Genomic DNA, 15999 nt, shown 5'->3' with positions numbered 1-15999 from the left:
GTTCCACCCTAGTTGATACACTAAAGGTGCATCCACTTTATCACGTATTGCTCGAGACTGCCGTTTCCTTGCGGCTTCAGGCTTTCACTATCCCTGAATCGCTTTTTGTGCAAGTACTTATAAGTCCGTCATCGCTACTTATATTAATAATAATGAACATATTCTAACACGTTCTTTTTTAAATCTCAATAGAGGAACGTGTCTATCTATGATAGAGTCTCGCCTATTTTTTTGTTATTTATTCCGTAATTTTGTTTAATATGCTTAATTGCTTCGCGCTTACTAAGCGAGGCAAGTTCGTTATTTTGTACGTATTCCCAAACGACATCGGGCTTTGTTTTTGCATATTCACGAAGGACCCAGCCAATCGCTTTTTGAATGAAAAATTCTTTTGAAGAATGTAGTTGTCCAATAATCCAGAAAAGAAGTTCTTCATCCATCTTTTGTTTATATTTTAGCTGGAATAAAATAGCAGCGCGTTGTAACCATATGTTATCTGATGCAATCCATTTTGGAATATAGGCAGAAATTAATTCTGGGTGTTTTAAAAAGATATTCCCTAAAAATGTAGGAACGATGCTATCGACAGAATCCCACCAAGACTTTGTTACAATGAGTTCTTCTAAAAACGGGATATGCGTTTCGTTTATATGTTTTTTATATTTTTGCATAATATCGAGTGCGGCCGCTTGAAATTCACGTTCTGGTAAATCCCAAAGCTCACGTACGATAACTTGGAAATCTTTTGGATCTGGGAGAGTATGTATTTGGATGACGTCTTTCAATAGTTGTCTTCTTTCAGGTGTTTGAATACCGAGAAATGGGAAGTGATTTTTCATATAACGTGCCATCGGTTCCGCTTTTTCAAGGTTTTTATGAGCTATGAAATGCTCTTGTAATGCTTGTACAAATGGATGCATAAATCTGTACTCCTCTCTAATTATCTTACTCCTAATTATTATACAGAGAGTTTGGTTGAATTTTAAAACATAACTTGCTATGTAATGAAATATGTTGAGAGTAGAGAGGAGAGGATAAGATGGAAGATCAAGGCGTACTAGCAGGTTTCTTTGCTCTTAGTTTTGCGTTTATTCTTGTTGTATTGATTTGGGCAATTATTGCGTATTTATTAACGGCTTTTGCACTGTATACGATGGCGAAAAATGATGGTGCAACGGATGGTGCTCTTGCGTTTATTCCTTTTTTAAATAGTAAGATATGGGGGGATTTAGCGAAAGATAAATTACCAGATTTCTTAAAAGAAGAAGCAGGATGGAAAGTATTCGGCATATATGTTGCGTGCTTCATCTTTAACTTCGTACCAATTCTATATTTAATAGCAACAGCTGTATCGATTGTGCTGTCTATTTATCTTATCTACGCAATTTTAGATAGATACGGAACGAATTCTATATTGTTTACAATTATTCATACCATCACGTTTTCGGTTTTCTTACCGATTCACTTATTTATTATTCGGAATGAGCCGGTAAGATATAACGAGTAGATATATGTGGGGAGCTGTTTCGAAGATGTTTTGGAACAGCTCTTTGTTGGTAAAGCGATATTTCGTTGACTAAGAAAAAAGGGCTGCCACATAGGACAGCCCTTTTTCTACTACATAAGGTAGCGTAAATAAATATAAATATGAGAAATGATTAATGAAACGATCATAATTGGGAAACCAACTTTTAGGAAGTCCATGTAGCTAAACTTATATCCTTCGCGGCTTGCGATACCAGCAACAATTACGTTAGCAGAAGCTCCAATTAATGTTCCGTTTCCACCTAGACAAGCACCTAATGCTAATGCCCACCATAATACGTCGACTTGTGCGTCAGAAGGTGATAGACCTAGCCCAACTGCCATATCGTTAATAAGTGGGATCATTGTTGCAACGAATGGAATGTTATCAATTGTTGCAGAGGCGATACCAGATACCCATAAAATAAGGATAGATGCGTAAGAAATATCTCCGCCCGTTATGCCAATTACCTTTTGCGCTAACATTTTGATAAGACCGATATCGATAAGTCCTCCAACGAGCACGAATAGTCCTGCGAAGAAGAAGATTGTTACCCACTCTACACTTGCGAATACCTCTTCAATTTCATGTTCTTTCACACCAATTAGCATAAGTACAGTAGCACCAGTTAAAGCGATGATAGCTGCATCAACATGGAAGATCGAATGAGTCATGAAACCTACGATTGTAAGTCCAAGTACTGTTAAAGATTTTTTCATTAATACTGGATCTTTAATGTATTGCTTTTCATCTAAACTCATTAATTTTTTAACTTGTACAGGATCTGCAATTAATTGTTTGCGATACATGAAGTAAAGTATTGTCGCTGTAACAGCAATAATAATGATTACGATAGGTGCTAAGTTGAACAAGAAAGCATTGAAATCTAAATGCTTATTTGCAGAACCAATCATAATGTTAGGTGGATCACCAATTAATGTTGCTGTTCCTCCAATGTTTGAAAAAATAATTTCAGAAAGTAAATAAGGAACAGGATTTACTTGCAGTATGCGCGTAATAGATAAAGTAACTGGAACAACAAGAAGTACAGTTGTAACGTTATCTAAAAATGCGGAACCAAGTGCAGTAAGTAAGGAAAGTGAAATTAAAATTTTAATTGGATTTCCTTGTGCTCCTTTTGCTGCTTTAATGGCAACGTATTGGAAGACGCCCGATTTACTCGTAATATTCACCAGAATCATCATACCGATGAGTAGCGTAATCGTCCCCCATTCAATATGTTTCGTAAAGGCGTTGTGTAAATCAACGACCCCCATAATTACCATGAGTGCTGCGCCAAGAAGTGCGATGACAGCGCGATTAATTTTTTCAGAAATAATAATGGCATATGTAATTAAAAAGACTGCGATAGCAAAATAATACTGCCAGTTTGCGAGCTCTTGCGTTGTTTCGTGCAAAACTCTCATCTCCTTTCATTCACTTTTCTTAGTGTGTCAAAAAATTAACTAGATGAAACACACATAACGTCATTATAAAGTAGAAAAAAGGGGGATGTAAATGAAAGGGCTTATTTTGTCATATTTTCTGCATTGGTCATTTTTTCTTATTTTTAAAAATATTTGTGGGCATTTGACATATATATAAGATATATCCAATCTGAATATTTAAAATGGAATTAGCATTCGAGCTTGTTCGTGTAAGAGTGTCAAATAGAAAGGAATGACAAAGATGATAAGGAAGGGATCGTATGGATGAACAACGATTTTTATTTTTGGATTTTGAGTTTACGATGCCCCAGCACAGAAAAAAACCAAAAGGATTTTTCCCGGAGATTATTGAGGTAGGACTCGTCTCGGTTGTTGGTTGTAAGGTAGAAGACACGTATTCAGCTCATGTTAGGCCGAAAACTTTTCCTTCTTTAACGGATCGATGTAAGAAATTTTTAGGGATTAAACAAGAAGTCGTAGATAAAGGAATTTCGTTTCCCGAACTCGTTGAAAAACTTGCAGAATATGAAAAGAGATGTAAACCAACCATTGTTACGTGGGGAAATATGGATATGAAAGTGTTGAAACATAATTGTGAAATGGCGGGAGTAGACTTTCCATTCTTAGGACAGTGTCGTGATTTATCACTTGAGTATAAGAAGTTTTTTGGGGAGAGAAATCAAACAGGATTGTGGAAAGCGATTGAGGCGTATGGAAAAGCAGGGACGGGTAAGCATCATTGTGCGCTAGATGATGCGATGACGACGTATAATATTTTTAAATTAGTAGAAAAAGATAAAGAGTATTTAGTGAAACCAGCACCTCCAACATTAGGGGAACTCGTTGATTTTTCAAAAGTGTTAAAGAAAGTGAGTACACAGTAACGACCAAATTGCACAGTATGTAATTTGGTCGTTTTGTTTTTTTAAAGTTTGTAGTCTTTTTTTAACTGCTCTAATGTTTCTAGACTACGAACCGCAAAAGGTGAATCATCTTCAGAAAATGAATTCATTTGAGTTTCTAATGCTAATTTGAGTGACTCTGTATACTCTGGAATTTCTCCTTCATATTTCTTCACCATTTGCTCCGGAATATTCGTTTGTTCACGGAAAGCTAAAGCACGTCTTTCATGGAAAAATGGTACGTCAGCTTGTTTTACATTATGTAAGTCACCTTGCACCGGATGTTTTAAAACAGCTAATACTTTTACGACGTAACTGCCAGGACGGCTATTTGTAACTTCCCCGATGTATTTGCCAGTTTTATAAATACCAGTAACGATTTCGCCAATTTCAAATGTTTCTCTCATATTTTTCACCTCAAGTTTATAGTAAGGAAAGTCCACGAAGTAGTCAAAGAAATCATTCTCTTTCGGAACGACCCCTTGAGAATATGAATCGGTTCAACTATAATTTAAATAATATAACAGAAAATTCTGATGTTTTTTTGAATCCTATAATAAGGAGTGTTCCGTATGATGCCTTTATATTTTCCGGAAGATAAAACAGAATATATTATTCCAGGGATTGTTTGCGTTCTATTTATCATTGGTGCCGTTGCTACGTGGCGTATGTTTATTCGTGTATCAAAGCGAGAAGCGGAGCGGTTACAGAAAGTTGAAGAAAAACTTTTAGCGGAAAAGAAACAGTAACTCATTTTTGTATGTTTCCCTCTATGCTCGGACAATCTAAGGGCAGAATATATTTTGGAGGGAATAGAATGAAAAAACGGCTTTTTTTCAGTTGTTGTTTATTATTTCTGATGGCAGGTTGTGACCAAGGAAAGCCGAAAGAAATTGACGTGAAATTACATAATGCTTCAGGTGATGAAGTGGGGACTGCGAAAGTAGTGCAGCAAACAAGCGGAGTGAAAATTACGATTAAAGGGGAAGGTTTCGCACCTGGCCCGCACGGTATACATGTGCACGAAATTGGTGAGTGTAAAGCGCCACGTTTTGAATCATCTGGGAATCATTTTAATCCTGATAATAAAAAGCATGGACTTCTTAATCCGAAAGGTGCAGAAAATGGTGATTTACCGAACGTAATTGCAGACGGTTCTGGAAAGATTAAAGCAGAAATCGATGCGCCGCATATAACGCTTGAAGAAGGAAAAACGACGATTCATAGAAAAGATGGAGCATCTATTATTATTACAGAAAACGCTGATGATGGTATGACACAACCAGCAGGTAAATCCGGGGATCGAATTGCTTGTGGTGTCATTGTAAAAAAAGCGTCGGATATGAAGAAAAAGTAAAAGCTACCGTGCATGGTAGCTTTTTTGGTGAAACGTAAGTGAAAATATATCGATTTACCTACAAAAGAGTTTAGGATGAAAACGTATGGCGCAGTCTATTTAAAATTTCATCTAAAACAGATCTTGGACAGCCAATGTTAATTCGAATATGTTCTTCTCCGCCTAATCCGTATTTCTCACCAGGTTCAACGATGATTTTTCCTTTTTCCTCAAGTAATGTAGTGCGTTCATTTTGAGAAAGCTGTAGATGAGAGCAATCAATCCACAATAAAAAACTACCTTCTGGTTTCGTTACAGAAAGAGCAGGTATGTGATTTTTAATATATTCACAAGCGAATTGAGCGTTATCTTCTATATATAATCGGATTTCATTTAACCAATCGTTGCATTCTGTATAGGCACTTTGCATCGCTGTATAGGCAAATATATTTAACCCGTGGAAGCCTTGTCTATATTGGATAGATGTAAAGACTTGACGGAGTTTTTCGTTTGGAATGATAATAATCGATGCTTGTAATCCAGCGATATTAAATGTTTTACTCGGAGCCATACAAGTAATGGTACGCGCTGCTAATTCTTCAGATAAAGAAGCGAACGGTGTATGTGTATGGTCTGCGTAAATAATATCGGAATGAATTTCATCCGCGACAACAATTACGTTATATTTTGTGCATAACGCGCCAAGCTGTGTGAGTTCCTCTTTTGACCAAACACGGCCGATTGGATTGTGAGGGCTACAAAGAAGCATGAGTTTGACGCCTTGTTGGAATTGTTTTTCTAAATGCTCGAAGTCTATCGCATATGTATCATTTTGTTTCTGTAATGGACTTACGCATAATTGTCTATTGTTTGTTGTGACCATTTCGAAAAATGGAGGATAAATAGGTGGTTGTACGAGAACAGATTCATTTTCCTTTGTGAAGGCCTGTATGCTCGTACTAAGAGCTGGAACGATTCCGGCGCTAAAGACAATCCATTCTTTTTGAATATCCCAGTTGTACTGTTTTTTTGTCCAGTTACAAATAATATCTCCCATATTTTCGGGAGGAAGTGTGTAGCCGAAAATAGGATGCTCGATACGTGTCTTTAAAGCAGTTTGAATTGGTTGTGGTACTTCAAAATCCATATCAGCAATCCAAGCATGGATAAGTTCTTCGTTTTTATATGTATCCCATTTTGTACTATGAGTTCCACGACGATTGACTGTTTTATGAAATAGTTGCATAAGTTTGCCCCCTTCTTCTGTAAAACCGATAAGTTATGAAAGTTCTCTCTCTTCTTATAGAATAGCTGATGTGATAGGATAAAGAAAAGTATTAAAAAGTGAAAAGGCGGGAAGCGAATGGGTACATATGAAAAGATGATAGAGGTTGTGAAGAATTGGGATCCGTTTCAAATGGGACCGGAATTTTATGAAACAGAAGCGAGCGATGTTGTGAACGTCGTAAGTGTGTTTGATGATCCGAAATACATCGCAAAGAAGATTCAACATATATACTTTATGTCTTTTGAGGAAGTACCTGCGCTTGAAAAATGTGAGAAGTTAGCTGTGGAATTACTTGTAGTAAAAGAAGGCGGAAGTTGTTCATTGTAGGCTGTCGGAATTTCCGACAGCCTTTTTACATTATTGCGCAGAAAAAGCGATGATTTCTTCATAAACGTTTTCAGGTTTTTCTTCAGGTAGTAAATGCCCTGTGTTTTCGTAAGAAATAAATTTCGAATTCGGTAAATCTTTGTGTAGTCGATGACCTACATGTACAGGAACAACGCGATCTTTTTCACCCCAAATGAGTAGTGTAGGTGTTTCGATTTTTTGTAATTCAGTTGAAGATAAATCACCTTCACGATCTCGTATCATACGAGTTAAAGCAGGGAATATACGATTGTCATAAAAAGGAGCGGAGTAGCCTTCTTTCATTTCATCGTCAATTAATGAGTGATCATGAACGACATTCATTAAGTTATGAACGATGCCGCGCCGAATAATCCAGTTCTTTACGTATAAATGAAAGAACGGTAAATAAGAAGAATACAGTAAAGGTAAGGTTGCGCGTGCTAAATAGCTAGAGCTACATAGTAAAATTGTCTTTGAAATTAATTCAGGACGTATACGGTTTACATAAAGAGAAATTTGCCCCCCCATAGAATGCCCGACTAACACAATGTTTGAGAGAGATAAATGTTCAATTAAATCGATAATAATCGTTGCTAAATTGTGATAAGAATACTTAAACAGATGAGACTTATCACTTTTTCCGAATGGTGGTAAATCAAGAGCCAGTACTGTTCCTGCTTTCGATAGTAAAGGAATAAGACGGCGGTAACTGAATGAGGAAGATAAAAAGCCGTGAATGAGCACGAAAGTAGGACGTTCCGTTTTGTTGTCATGTTCATATAATTCGTAATGAATGGTAGTGCCGCGAGTGGAAAAAGTGAAATAAGGACAAGTATATTCGTGATTCATTTTTTGTCACTCCATTGATTTTTGTTCATATCATTTCCAAGGAAGAAGAAAATATGTTAACAAAAAAAGGCAAGATGACGATGTCATCTTGCCTTTCGCTTATTCAGTATTATCCGCGAACAATATTAGGCGGTGTTTTTCCTTGTAACCCTGCAACTAAATTTTCAGCGGCTGTCATAGCCATTTGCTGCCTAGTTTTTAATGTTGCAGATCCGATGTGTGGTAAAGTCACAACGTTTTGTAAGGATAAGAGCGGATTATCTTTTTGAATCGGCTCTTGTGTAAACGTATCGATGCCTGCTGCAAAGATTTTCTTTTCTGTTAATGCATGGATTAACGCTTCTTCATCTACTGTTTTCCCGCGAGAAGCATTAATGAAGATTGCTGTTTCTTTCATTAATGAAAATTCCTTTTCTCCAATAAGATGATACGTTTCATCTGTTAGTGGAGTAAGGAGGACAATAAAGTCAGATTGTTTTAGTAGCGTCTGTAAATCACAATATGTAGCATCGAATTTTTGCTCTGCGTCTTCTTTACGGCGACGGTTATAATAAAGAACATTCATATCAAATCCGAATTTCGCTCGTTTTGCAACGGCTTCACCAATTCGTCCCATTCCGATAATACCGATTGTACTATGGTGTACATCCAGTCCGAAGTGCTCTTTTCCAATTTCGGCATTCCATTTACCATTTTTTACGTAGGAGTCGAGTTCGCAGACGCGGCGACCAGCAGATAGCATAAGAGCGAAAACGAGATCAGCTACTGTATCATCTAGTACGTATGGTGTATTCGTTCCGATGACATTACGTTTTTCCATCGCTTGTAAATCAAAGTTATCGTAACCGACAGAAATGTTGCTTACTACTTTTAAGTTAGGAGCTACATCTAATAATTCTTCATTAATAGCAGATCCAAAATTTAATAAACCATCTTTATCTTGTATTTTCTCCAATAGAACATCACGAGGTACTTTCTCATTTTGTTCCCATTTTTCATAATCACAGTGTTCTGATAAATATTTTTCTACAAATGCTGGAACTGGTTCGGCAATATAAACTTTTGGTTTCACGGTTCCATCCCCTTTCGCTTTATCACGCATTTTTCCACTGATTAAAGTTTCACTTTACCCCGCTTTAACGGACAGTAAGCCTCCCAACTCCAAAAGCAGCTTAAGCAAAGAGGTTAGGTGGGAAAGCAACTGTCCGTAAAAGCCCGATTGGTGTGGGCTAATAATCAGCGGGGCGAAGCATTCCACTGATTAAAGTTTCACTTTATTTTGACATAATTCACTAAAAAAATCTTCTTTTCAAACTGGAAGGGGGATTTGTATAATTTAGACACAAAGGAAAAGGAAGGATGATTTATATGGTGACAGAAAAGGAATTAGAATTATTAGCTTGTCTTGAAAAAAGTAGTCGATTAACTGTAGATACATTAGCGAAGCTGTTAAATATAGAAGTAGAAGAAGTAAAGAAAATGGTAGAAAAATTAGAGGCCGAAAAGATTATTGTGGATTATGTAACACATATCGATTGGACGAAGGTGAAAGAACATACAGGTTTAACGGCGATGATCGATGTGAAAGTTACGCCAAAGCGCGGCGTTGGGTTCGATGCGGTTGCTGAACAAATTTATCGTTATTCAGAAGTGAAGTCTGTGTATTTAATGTCAGGGACATATGATCTTTCTATTACATTAGAAGGAAAGACAATGGGAGAGGTAGCGATGTTTGTTTCTGAGAAATTAGCAACAATTGAATCTGTCGTTTCTACAACAACGCATTTCATTTTGAAGAAGTATAAACATGAGGGAATTATTTATGAAAAAAACGATGATGATAAGCGGATTGTGGTGACACCATGAAGCAATTTGAACTATCTAGAGCAGCAGAATCTTTACAACCATCAGGTATTCGAAAGTTTTTCGATTTAGCAGCGAATATGAAAGGTGTTATTTCTCTTGGAGTAGGAGAGCCTGACTTTGTTACACCTTGGAATGTAAGGCAAGCATGTATCCGTTCTTTAGAACAAGGATATACGTCCTATACAGCAAATGCAGGATTATTGGAGCTCCGTCAAGAAATAGCAAAGTATCTAAAAAAACAATTTGCAGTATCTTATGATCCAAACGATGAAATCATTGTTACAGTTGGAGCGAGTCAGGCGTTAGATGTAGCGATGCGTACCATTATAAATCCTGATGATGAAGTACTCATTATTGAACCAAGTTTTGTTTCTTATGCACCGCTTGTGACATTAGCTGGAGGAGTTCCGGTTCCTGTGGCGACTACTTTAGAAAATGAGTTTAAAGTACAACCAGAACAAATTGAAGCAGCTATTACAGCGAAAACAAAGGCAATTTTACTTTGTTCACCAAATAACCCAACAGGTGCGATGTTAAATAAATCTGAGCTTGAAGAAATAGCAGTGATCGTTGAAAAGTACAATTTAATCGTATTATCTGATGAAATTTATGCAGAGCTTGTATACGACGAGGTATATACAAGTTTCGCGAGTATTAAAAATATGCGCGAGTATACGATTTTAATTTCAGGATTTTCAAAAGGATTTGCGATGACAGGATGGCGCCTCGGTATGATTGCAGCTCCTGTTCATTTTTCAGAATTAATGCTCAAAATCCACCAATATTCCATGATGTGTGCACCGACGATGTCTCAGTTCGCAGCACTCGAAGCATTACGCGCGGGGAATGATGAGGTAATTCGAATGAGGGATAGTTATAAGAAACGACGTAATTTTATGACGACATCTTTCAATGAAATGGGATTAACATGCCATGTACCGGGCGGAGCGTTTTATGTCTTTCCTTCCATTTCTTCAACTGGATTATCTTCAGTGGAATTTGCAGAACAGTTATTATTAGAAGAAAAAGTGGCTGTTGTACCTGGAAGTGTATTTGGCGAAAGTGGTGAAGGATTTATTCGTTGCTCGTATGCAACATCTCTTGAACAACTAATGGAAGCAATGAAGAGAATGGAACGGTTTATAGAAAATAAAAAAAGGACAAAACGTAATACGTTTTGTCCATAAAAGGGGGGGAATACTAGAAAGCCATGTGTTAGTATTCTATCCCAATATTGGAGAATTATACGTACTACAGGAAATTTTTCGTTAATTTTGAATGAGTTCTGTCATAGTGGTATAATTTACTAATATAAGGTATGCGTATCCTAAGTAGCTTTACTTAGGGTACGTACTAATTAATCGGATATTTAACAATAAATCATCTGCTTTGCTATCTACAATTGTAGAGAAAATGGTAAACGTATGGGAGTGTTTCATATGTCAGAACAATATACAACAGGAGTGGTTGTAACAGGGAAAGTGACTGGGATTCAAGATTACGGTGCATTTGTAGCGTTAGATGCAGAAACACAAGGACTTGTGCATATATCTGAAATTACAAATGGATATGTAAAGGATATTCATGACTTTTTAAAAGTCGGCGATACAGTAGAAGTAAAAGTACTTTCAATTGATGAAGAACACAGAAAAATGAGTTTATCGTTAAAAGCGGCGAAAAGAAAACAAGGACGGATTCTTATACCGAATCCGTCTGAGAACGGATTTAATACGCTGCGAGAAAAGCTAACAGAATGGATTGAAGAGTCTGAGTTAACAAAGTAAAAGAGGAGCGCATATGAGCGTTCCTCTTTTACTTTGTCTTATGATATATATTTGCAAATATGATTGCATGCAATCATATTCGTATGTCGGAGGTGAAATAAAGACATACTGACTAGTGGATTTCGTTCGTTTCTGGGTGAGTACCAAGATTTTCTGATGGTTTAAAGAGTAAACCAAGATTGATAAGCCCAGAAATACCGACGATTCCGTAAATAATACGTGAAAGAGCTGAGTTTTGTCCACCGAAAATGGCTGCCACTAAGTCAAACTGGAAGAACCCGATCAGTCCCCAGTTCACAGCGCCAATTACAGTAAAGACTAATGCGATACGTTGCAGAGTACTCATGAAAAAGCCCCCCTTAATTGTGAAGCATGAGCAAGCGATGAGTTAATTAACTCCTTTATAGAATGGGGTAGTTATGTTGTTTTTATACATAAAAAATATAAGAAAAAGGATGTATATACATCTATACCGAAAAATGCGAATTTTTATGCAAAAAATGAACTTTTTCTAAAAAATATATATTGGTTACGTTTACAATTGTTGAATCGCTTGATTTACAACTTCAGTTTCGCTAAAGTGAATACAGAAATACATATACATTATTGGAGGGAAAAAGATGAGTACACATGTAACGTTCGACTATTCTAAAGCGTTATCCTTCATCGGTGAACATGAAATCACTTATTTACGTGATGCAGTGAAAGTAACACATCACGCAATCCACGAAAAAACTGGAGCTGGGAACGATTTCCTTGGGTGGGTAGACCTTCCGCTTCAATATGACAAAGAAGAATTTGCTCGCATTCAAAAATGCGCAGAAAAAATTAAAAATGACTCTGACATTTTACTTGTTGTAGGTATCGGTGGTTCTTACCTAGGAGCACGTGCAGCAATCGAAATGTTAAACCATTCTTTCTACAACACGCTATCTAAAGAACAACGTAAAACTCCACAAGTGCTATTTGTTGGACAAAACATTAGCTCCACTTACATGAAAGATTTAATGGACGTATTAGAAGGTAAAGACTTCTCTATTAACGTTATTTCCAAATCAGGTACAACAACAGAGCCGGCACTAGCATTCCGTATTTTCCGTAAGTTATTAGAAGAAAAGTATGGACAAGAAGAGGCTCGCAAACGTATTTATGCAACGACAGATAAAGCACGTGGTGCATTAAAAACATTAGCTGATAACGAAGGTTACGAAACATTCGTTATTCCAGATGATGTTGGAGGACGTTTCTCTGTATTAACGCCAGTTGGTTTATTACCAATCGCAGTAAGTGGCTTAAATATTGAAGAGATGATGAAAGGTGCAGCTGCTGGTCATGGTGACTTCGGTACATCAGAACTAGAAGAAAACCCAGCTTACCAATATGCAGCAGTTCGTAATGCTTTATACAATAAAGAAAAAACAATTGAAATGCTTGTTAACTATGAGCCAGCACTTCAATACTTCTCTGAGTGGTGGAAACAGTTATTTGGTGAAAGTGAAGGAAAAGATCAAAAAGGTATTTTCCCATCTTCAGCAAACTTCTCAACTGACTTACATTCATTAGGTCAATACGTTCAAGAAGGTCGTCGTGACTTATTCGAAACAGTTCTGAAAGTAGGTAAATCTACACATGAACTAACAATCGAATCAGAAGAAAACGATTTAGATGGATTAAACTACCTTGCTGGTGAAACTGTAGACTTCGTAAACACAAAAGCATACGAAGGTACATTACTTGCACACAGCGATGGTGGAGTACCAAACTTAATCGTAAATATCCCTGAATTAAATGAGTACACATTCGGTTACCTTGTATACTTCTTCGAAAAAGCATGTGCGATGAGCGGCTACTTATTAGGCGTAAATCCATTTGACCAACCAGGAGTAGAGGCATACAAGAAAAACATGTTTGCTTTACTTGGTAAACCAGGATTTGAAGAGTTAAAAGCAGAATTAGAAGAGCGTTTAAAATAATAAAAAGCGACCGGATTCCGGTCGCTTTTTATTATTTCATCGAAAAGTCCAGCGGTATATTCAAACTAGAGTGGGTATGCTAAAGAAAAAGGCTAGGAGGGATGGGCTTGATTCCGATTCAATCCAATTTAGAAGGACGTACATATGCTTTATATAAGCTAGAAGAGATAATGAAGCCACTCGGATATAGCATTGGTGGCAATTGGGATTATGATAAAGGGTGCTTTGATTATAAAATTGATGAAGAAGATGGCTATCAATTTTTACGAGTGCCATTTAAGGCAGTGAATGGCGAACTAGATGTGCCGGGCGTAATCGTCCGTCTTGAAACGCCGTATATTCTTTCGCACGTATATCAAGACGAACTAGATGATCATGTAAATACTTTAACAGCTGGAACAAGTGGAATGGATCAATTTGCTGAGCCGAAAGATCCAGATGGAGATGTGAAAAGAAAATATATCAATATTGGGAAAGTGCTCATGCAAGAACTAGAGCGTCATTTTATTAATGGTGAATAACAATGAGTATGTCGCTTTCAATGAGAACAAAGGAATGGACTGGATTAATCATATATTGTTCGTCGCGCTTTATACCTAGTAAGAGAATGTTTTGCTTTAACAGAGTATAGCTACAGTTTGCAAAAGTTTGTCCGGTGCAGGATGGGGAAAGCTCCATCAGTTGTAATTTATTATCAGAGATTTCATCGTAAAGTGAGAATAGAACGCCTGAAATGGAAGGGAATAAAAGAGAAGCGGTAAATACATAGCTCGTTAATTTATTTCCTTCTATAATTTCTGATACACCAGCTCTCGTTGCATTTTGTATTTGTTCAGAAGTAAGAAGTTCAGCGATGCAATGAATGTTTGGATTGAGTCCTTTTGCAGTTAAAATATTTAAAATGGACTGTGTATCTGCTAAGCTTTCATTCTTTTCTTTATCAGCAGTTATTAATATAGTGTGTGCCGTTGTAATATTAGCTTTTAATAAAGTTTGATCGTGATGGGGGCACCCCTTTATAAATTCTAAATGATGAAATGGTTTTGGAAGTAAAGAAAGTGTTTCATCAATTAAAACGATATCAAGGTTCGGTTGTAAAACATGCATTTGTTTGACAACATGCTTTGCCCGTTCGTTCCATCCTACAATGATCATATGTCCGTTAGAAGTCGCAGCTTCTTCTCCTTTAATCTTCATATATTGTTTACTAATCATTTCAGTAGCGAACAAAACCATATAATAAGAACAAAACCCGGTTCCTAATAAAATAATACCCATACCGATAAGTTTGCCTATTAGTGTATGTGGGGCAAAGTCACCATAGCCAACGGTGAAGATAGTAACGATTGACCACCAAATTCCATCAAACCATGTGGTGAAGTGCGATGGTTCTAATCTATGTATAAGAAATCCGGAAAAAGCAGTAAGTACAACAATAAAGCAAATTAAACGAAAAATAATGGAATCACGAAATGTATCTACTAAATTTGGACGGGATTTCAAACTCTTATTCCTCCTTACTTTGCAGGACTACATTCATTGTTACCATTATAGAAAAAAGAAAAACTCTCTAATTTAAAAGAGAGTTTTTTACATTACATACTTTCCACTTCAGTTTGTTGAACACTTTCAAGATGCTGGAGAGCGTAGTAAACGTCAGCGGTATGTCTTTTTTGATCGATACATAATTTCAAATGCAAATAGTGCGAGCCATTCTCTAATGTTTTGAGCTTCATATTCTTAACTTTTATATCCATTTCTTTTATTTCTTCAATTACAATTGGGATATTGTCCATATTTCGCACAACAAGTTTTACTGCGATATCACGTTGACGAAATGATCTTGGTCCTACAAATTTCATTGTTAATGGTATAAGTTCGACACTAATCATAAGGAAACACATTCCGAAAATCGCTTCGATATAGAATCCGGCCCCAACAGCAATACCAATACCGGAAGCACCCCAGATCATAGCAGCAGTCGTTAGCCCTGCAATACTATCGTTTCCTCTTCGTAAAATAACACCGGCACCTAAAAAACCAATCCCTGATACAATTTGAGCGGCAAGTCGAAGTGGATCCATATTCATATGATCAGTATGTGGTAAATTGTAAGCCGCTTTAATAGAAACAATCGTTAGGAGGCAACTAATAATAGAAATAACTAAACAAGTTTTTAAACCAAGTGGTTTCCGTTTTAATTCGCGCTCTAAACCGATAGCGAATCCTAAAATAGCCGAGAGACCTAGTTTGATTAATAAATCGGCATAGTCCATATGTATTCCTCCTTATATGATATGGTATATGAATAAAACATTTATTATAGAAAGAAATGTTTTAGGGTAGAGTGACTTTATATAGAATATATGTAGGAATCCCTTAGAAATGAAAGAGATATTTCGTTTAAGTATATGATATTAAAAAAGAAATGTAGTTAATTTAAAAAAAGTTTTCAAAAGGTGTTGCATTTCATTTTTTACCATGATATATTAATAATCGTCGCTGATGCGGAAACGCAGAAAACGACAAAAAAGAAATTAAAAAACTTAGTTGACATCGAAAAACGAAGATGTTAACATAAGGAAGTCGCAAACGAGCGACCTAGTAGTTCTTTGAAAACTGAACGAAACAAACAACGTGAAACGTCAATTTTTATTTTTAGATGCTAGACAAACTAACT

The 15999-nt window shown here is 36.6% G+C and carries 19 protein-coding genes; 10 read left to right on the top strand and 9 right to left on the bottom strand.

The genetic code is table 11. The features are described 5' to 3' along the window. Positions 1-206: 206 nt before the first annotated feature. Positions 207-920 (bottom strand): DNA alkylation repair protein, encoded by a 714-nt coding sequence (locus PDL00_RS32950; protein WP_242256533.1) that lies wholly within the window; start codon positions 918-920, stop codon positions 207-209. Positions 921-1039: 119 nt separating this feature from the next. On the opposite strand from PDL00_RS32950, the gene PDL00_RS32945 reads away from it, so the two are divergent. Continuing rightward, positions 1040-1507: a hypothetical protein gene (locus PDL00_RS32945; protein ID WP_000390064.1), complete on the top strand. Its 468-nt coding sequence runs from the start codon at positions 1040-1042 to the stop codon at positions 1505-1507. A gap of 110 nt (positions 1508-1617) precedes the next feature. Here the strand turns inward: PDL00_RS32945 and PDL00_RS32940 are convergent, their stop codons facing one another. Continuing rightward, positions 1618-2943 (bottom strand): ArsB/NhaD family transporter, encoded by a 1326-nt coding sequence (locus PDL00_RS32940; RefSeq protein ID WP_270733691.1) that lies wholly within the window; start codon positions 2941-2943, stop codon positions 1618-1620. A gap of 290 nt (positions 2944-3233) precedes the next feature. Here PDL00_RS32940 and kapD point away from each other — a divergent pair, with 290 nt between their 5' ends. Continuing rightward, positions 3234-3857: a 3'-5' exonuclease KapD gene (gene kapD, locus PDL00_RS32935; protein ID WP_061680142.1), complete on the top strand. Its 624-nt coding sequence runs from the start codon at positions 3234-3236 to the stop codon at positions 3855-3857. 41 nt (positions 3858-3898) lie between these two features. On the opposite strand, the gene PDL00_RS32930 is transcribed toward kapD, so the two are convergent. Continuing rightward, complete coding sequence (locus PDL00_RS32930) at positions 3899-4282, bottom strand: kinase-associated lipoprotein B (RefSeq protein WP_001209345.1); 384 nt, start codon at positions 4280-4282, stop codon at positions 3899-3901. A gap of 165 nt (positions 4283-4447) precedes the next feature. On the opposite strand from PDL00_RS32930, the gene PDL00_RS32925 reads away from it, so the two are divergent. Both PDL00_RS32925 and sodC read left to right on the top strand, forming a co-directional pair. Further along, entirely contained in the window at positions 4448-4624 is a 177-nt protein-coding gene (locus tag PDL00_RS32925) for a hypothetical protein (RefSeq protein ID WP_000982763.1), read from the top strand. Positions 4625-4692: 68 nt separating this feature from the next. After that, a complete protein-coding gene (gene sodC / locus PDL00_RS32920) occupies positions 4693-5232 on the top strand; it encodes a superoxide dismutase [Cu-Zn] (protein ID WP_242256535.1) in 540 nt (179 codons plus the stop codon). Between the two features lie 70 nt (positions 5233-5302). Here sodC and PDL00_RS32915 read toward each other — a convergent pair whose 3' ends face one another. Beyond that, positions 5303-6457, bottom strand: coding sequence for a MalY/PatB family protein (locus tag PDL00_RS32915; RefSeq protein WP_242256537.1), 1155 nt, complete (start codon positions 6455-6457; stop codon positions 5303-5305). Positions 6458-6574: 117 nt separating this feature from the next. Here PDL00_RS32915 and PDL00_RS32910 point away from each other — a divergent pair, with 117 nt between their 5' ends. Next, the gene (locus PDL00_RS32910) at positions 6575-6826 is read left to right on the top strand and encodes a YugE family protein (protein WP_061680261.1); all 252 of its coding nucleotides are present in this window, start codon (positions 6575-6577) and stop codon (positions 6824-6826) included. A 30-nt stretch (positions 6827-6856) separates the two neighbouring features. On the opposite strand, the gene PDL00_RS32905 is transcribed toward PDL00_RS32910, so the two are convergent. Further along, on the bottom strand, positions 6857-7696 hold the full coding sequence (locus tag PDL00_RS32905; protein WP_063260546.1) for an alpha/beta fold hydrolase: 840 nt from the start codon (positions 7694-7696) through the stop codon (positions 6857-6859). 109 nt (positions 7697-7805) lie between these two features. Beyond that, positions 7806-8798, bottom strand: a complete 993-nt coding sequence (locus PDL00_RS32900; protein ID WP_242256538.1) for a 2-hydroxyacid dehydrogenase — start codon at positions 8796-8798, stop codon at positions 7806-7808. A gap of 266 nt (positions 8799-9064) precedes the next feature. Between PDL00_RS32900 and PDL00_RS32895 the strand changes: the two genes are divergently transcribed. From PDL00_RS32895 to yugI, 3 genes are all read left to right on the top strand, one after another. Continuing rightward, a complete protein-coding gene (locus PDL00_RS32895; RefSeq protein WP_061680264.1) occupies positions 9065-9562 on the top strand; it encodes an Lrp/AsnC family transcriptional regulator in 498 nt (165 codons plus the stop codon). After that, a complete protein-coding gene (locus PDL00_RS32890) occupies positions 9559-10749 on the top strand; it encodes an aminotransferase (RefSeq protein WP_270733690.1) in 1191 nt (396 codons plus the stop codon). The genes PDL00_RS32895 and PDL00_RS32890 overlap by 4 nt, the downstream gene beginning before the upstream one ends. A 252-nt stretch (positions 10750-11001) precedes the next feature. Further along, a complete protein-coding gene (gene yugI, locus PDL00_RS32885) occupies positions 11002-11346 on the top strand; it encodes a S1 domain-containing post-transcriptional regulator GSP13 (protein WP_000003765.1) in 345 nt (114 codons plus the stop codon). 112 nt (positions 11347-11458) lie between these two features. On the opposite strand, the gene PDL00_RS32880 is transcribed toward yugI, so the two are convergent. Continuing rightward, positions 11459-11692, bottom strand: a complete 234-nt coding sequence (locus tag PDL00_RS32880; protein WP_048542215.1) for a DUF378 domain-containing protein — start codon at positions 11690-11692, stop codon at positions 11459-11461. A gap of 274 nt (positions 11693-11966) precedes the next feature. On the opposite strand from PDL00_RS32880, the gene PDL00_RS32875 reads away from it, so the two are divergent. Both PDL00_RS32875 and PDL00_RS32870 read left to right on the top strand, forming a co-directional pair. Further along, a complete protein-coding gene (locus PDL00_RS32875; RefSeq protein WP_270733689.1) occupies positions 11967-13319 on the top strand; it encodes a glucose-6-phosphate isomerase in 1353 nt (450 codons plus the stop codon). A gap of 107 nt (positions 13320-13426) precedes the next feature. After that, entirely contained in the window at positions 13427-13840 is a 414-nt protein-coding gene (locus PDL00_RS32870; protein ID WP_270733688.1) for a YugN-like family protein, read from the top strand. Here PDL00_RS32870 and PDL00_RS32865 read toward each other — a convergent pair. Together PDL00_RS32865 and PDL00_RS32860 are read right to left on the bottom strand one after the other, a co-directional pair. Then, positions 13827-14822 (bottom strand): potassium channel family protein, encoded by a 996-nt coding sequence (locus tag PDL00_RS32865; RefSeq protein ID WP_270733687.1) that lies wholly within the window; start codon positions 14820-14822, stop codon positions 13827-13829. The two genes, PDL00_RS32870 and PDL00_RS32865, sit on opposite strands and share 14 nt — an antisense overlap. Positions 14823-14914: 92 nt before the next feature. Continuing rightward, positions 14915-15595: an MgtC/SapB family protein gene (locus PDL00_RS32860; protein WP_132133682.1), complete on the bottom strand. Its 681-nt coding sequence runs from the start codon at positions 15593-15595 to the stop codon at positions 14915-14917. Between the last annotated feature and the right edge of the window lie 404 nt (positions 15596-15999).

The sequence above is a fragment of the Bacillus cereus group sp. TH152-1LC genome (assembly GCF_027710505.1).
GTDB classification, from domain to species: Bacteria; Bacillota; Bacilli; order Bacillales; family Bacillaceae_G; genus Bacillus_A; species Bacillus_A mobilis.
The sequence above is the reverse complement of the archived record's forward strand: the minus strand, read 5'-3'. Positions and strand labels throughout refer to the sequence as shown.

Excerpts from the sequence above, each read along its gene's own strand:
- PDL00_RS32950 (WP_242256533.1), bottom strand. The coding sequence starts at position 920 with ATGCATCCATTTGTACAAGCATTACAAGAGCATTTCATAGCTCATAAA.
- PDL00_RS32945 (WP_000390064.1), top strand. The coding sequence starts at position 1,040 with ATGGAAGATCAAGGCGTACTAGCAGGTTTCTTTGCTCTTAGTTTTGCG.
- kapD (WP_061680142.1), top strand. The coding sequence starts at position 3,234 with ATGGATGAACAACGATTTTTATTTTTGGATTTTGAGTTTACGATGCCC.
- PDL00_RS32930 (WP_001209345.1), bottom strand. The coding sequence starts at position 4,282 with ATGAGAGAAACATTTGAAATTGGCGAAATCGTTACTGGTATTTATAAA.
- PDL00_RS32925 (WP_000982763.1), top strand. The coding sequence starts at position 4,448 with ATGATGCCTTTATATTTTCCGGAAGATAAAACAGAATATATTATTCCA.
- sodC (WP_242256535.1), top strand. The coding sequence starts at position 4,693 with ATGAAAAAACGGCTTTTTTTCAGTTGTTGTTTATTATTTCTGATGGCA.
- PDL00_RS32915 (WP_242256537.1), bottom strand. The coding sequence starts at position 6,457 with ATGCAACTATTTCATAAAACAGTCAATCGTCGTGGAACTCATAGTACA.
- PDL00_RS32910 (WP_061680261.1), top strand. The coding sequence starts at position 6,575 with ATGGGTACATATGAAAAGATGATAGAGGTTGTGAAGAATTGGGATCCG.
- PDL00_RS32905 (WP_063260546.1), bottom strand. The coding sequence starts at position 7,696 with ATGAATCACGAATATACTTGTCCTTATTTCACTTTTTCCACTCGCGGC.
- PDL00_RS32900 (WP_242256538.1), bottom strand. The coding sequence starts at position 8,798 with ATGCGTGATAAAGCGAAAGGGGATGGAACCGTGAAACCAAAAGTTTAT.
- PDL00_RS32895 (WP_061680264.1), top strand. The coding sequence starts at position 9,065 with ATGGTGACAGAAAAGGAATTAGAATTATTAGCTTGTCTTGAAAAAAGT.
- PDL00_RS32890 (WP_270733690.1), top strand. The coding sequence starts at position 9,559 with ATGAAGCAATTTGAACTATCTAGAGCAGCAGAATCTTTACAACCATCA.
- yugI (WP_000003765.1), top strand. The coding sequence starts at position 11,002 with ATGTCAGAACAATATACAACAGGAGTGGTTGTAACAGGGAAAGTGACT.
- PDL00_RS32880 (WP_048542215.1), bottom strand. The coding sequence starts at position 11,692 with ATGAGTACTCTGCAACGTATCGCATTAGTCTTTACTGTAATTGGCGCT.
- PDL00_RS32875 (WP_270733689.1), top strand. The coding sequence starts at position 11,967 with ATGAGTACACATGTAACGTTCGACTATTCTAAAGCGTTATCCTTCATC.
- PDL00_RS32860 (WP_132133682.1), bottom strand. The coding sequence starts at position 15,595 with ATGGACTATGCCGATTTATTAATCAAACTAGGTCTCTCGGCTATTTTA.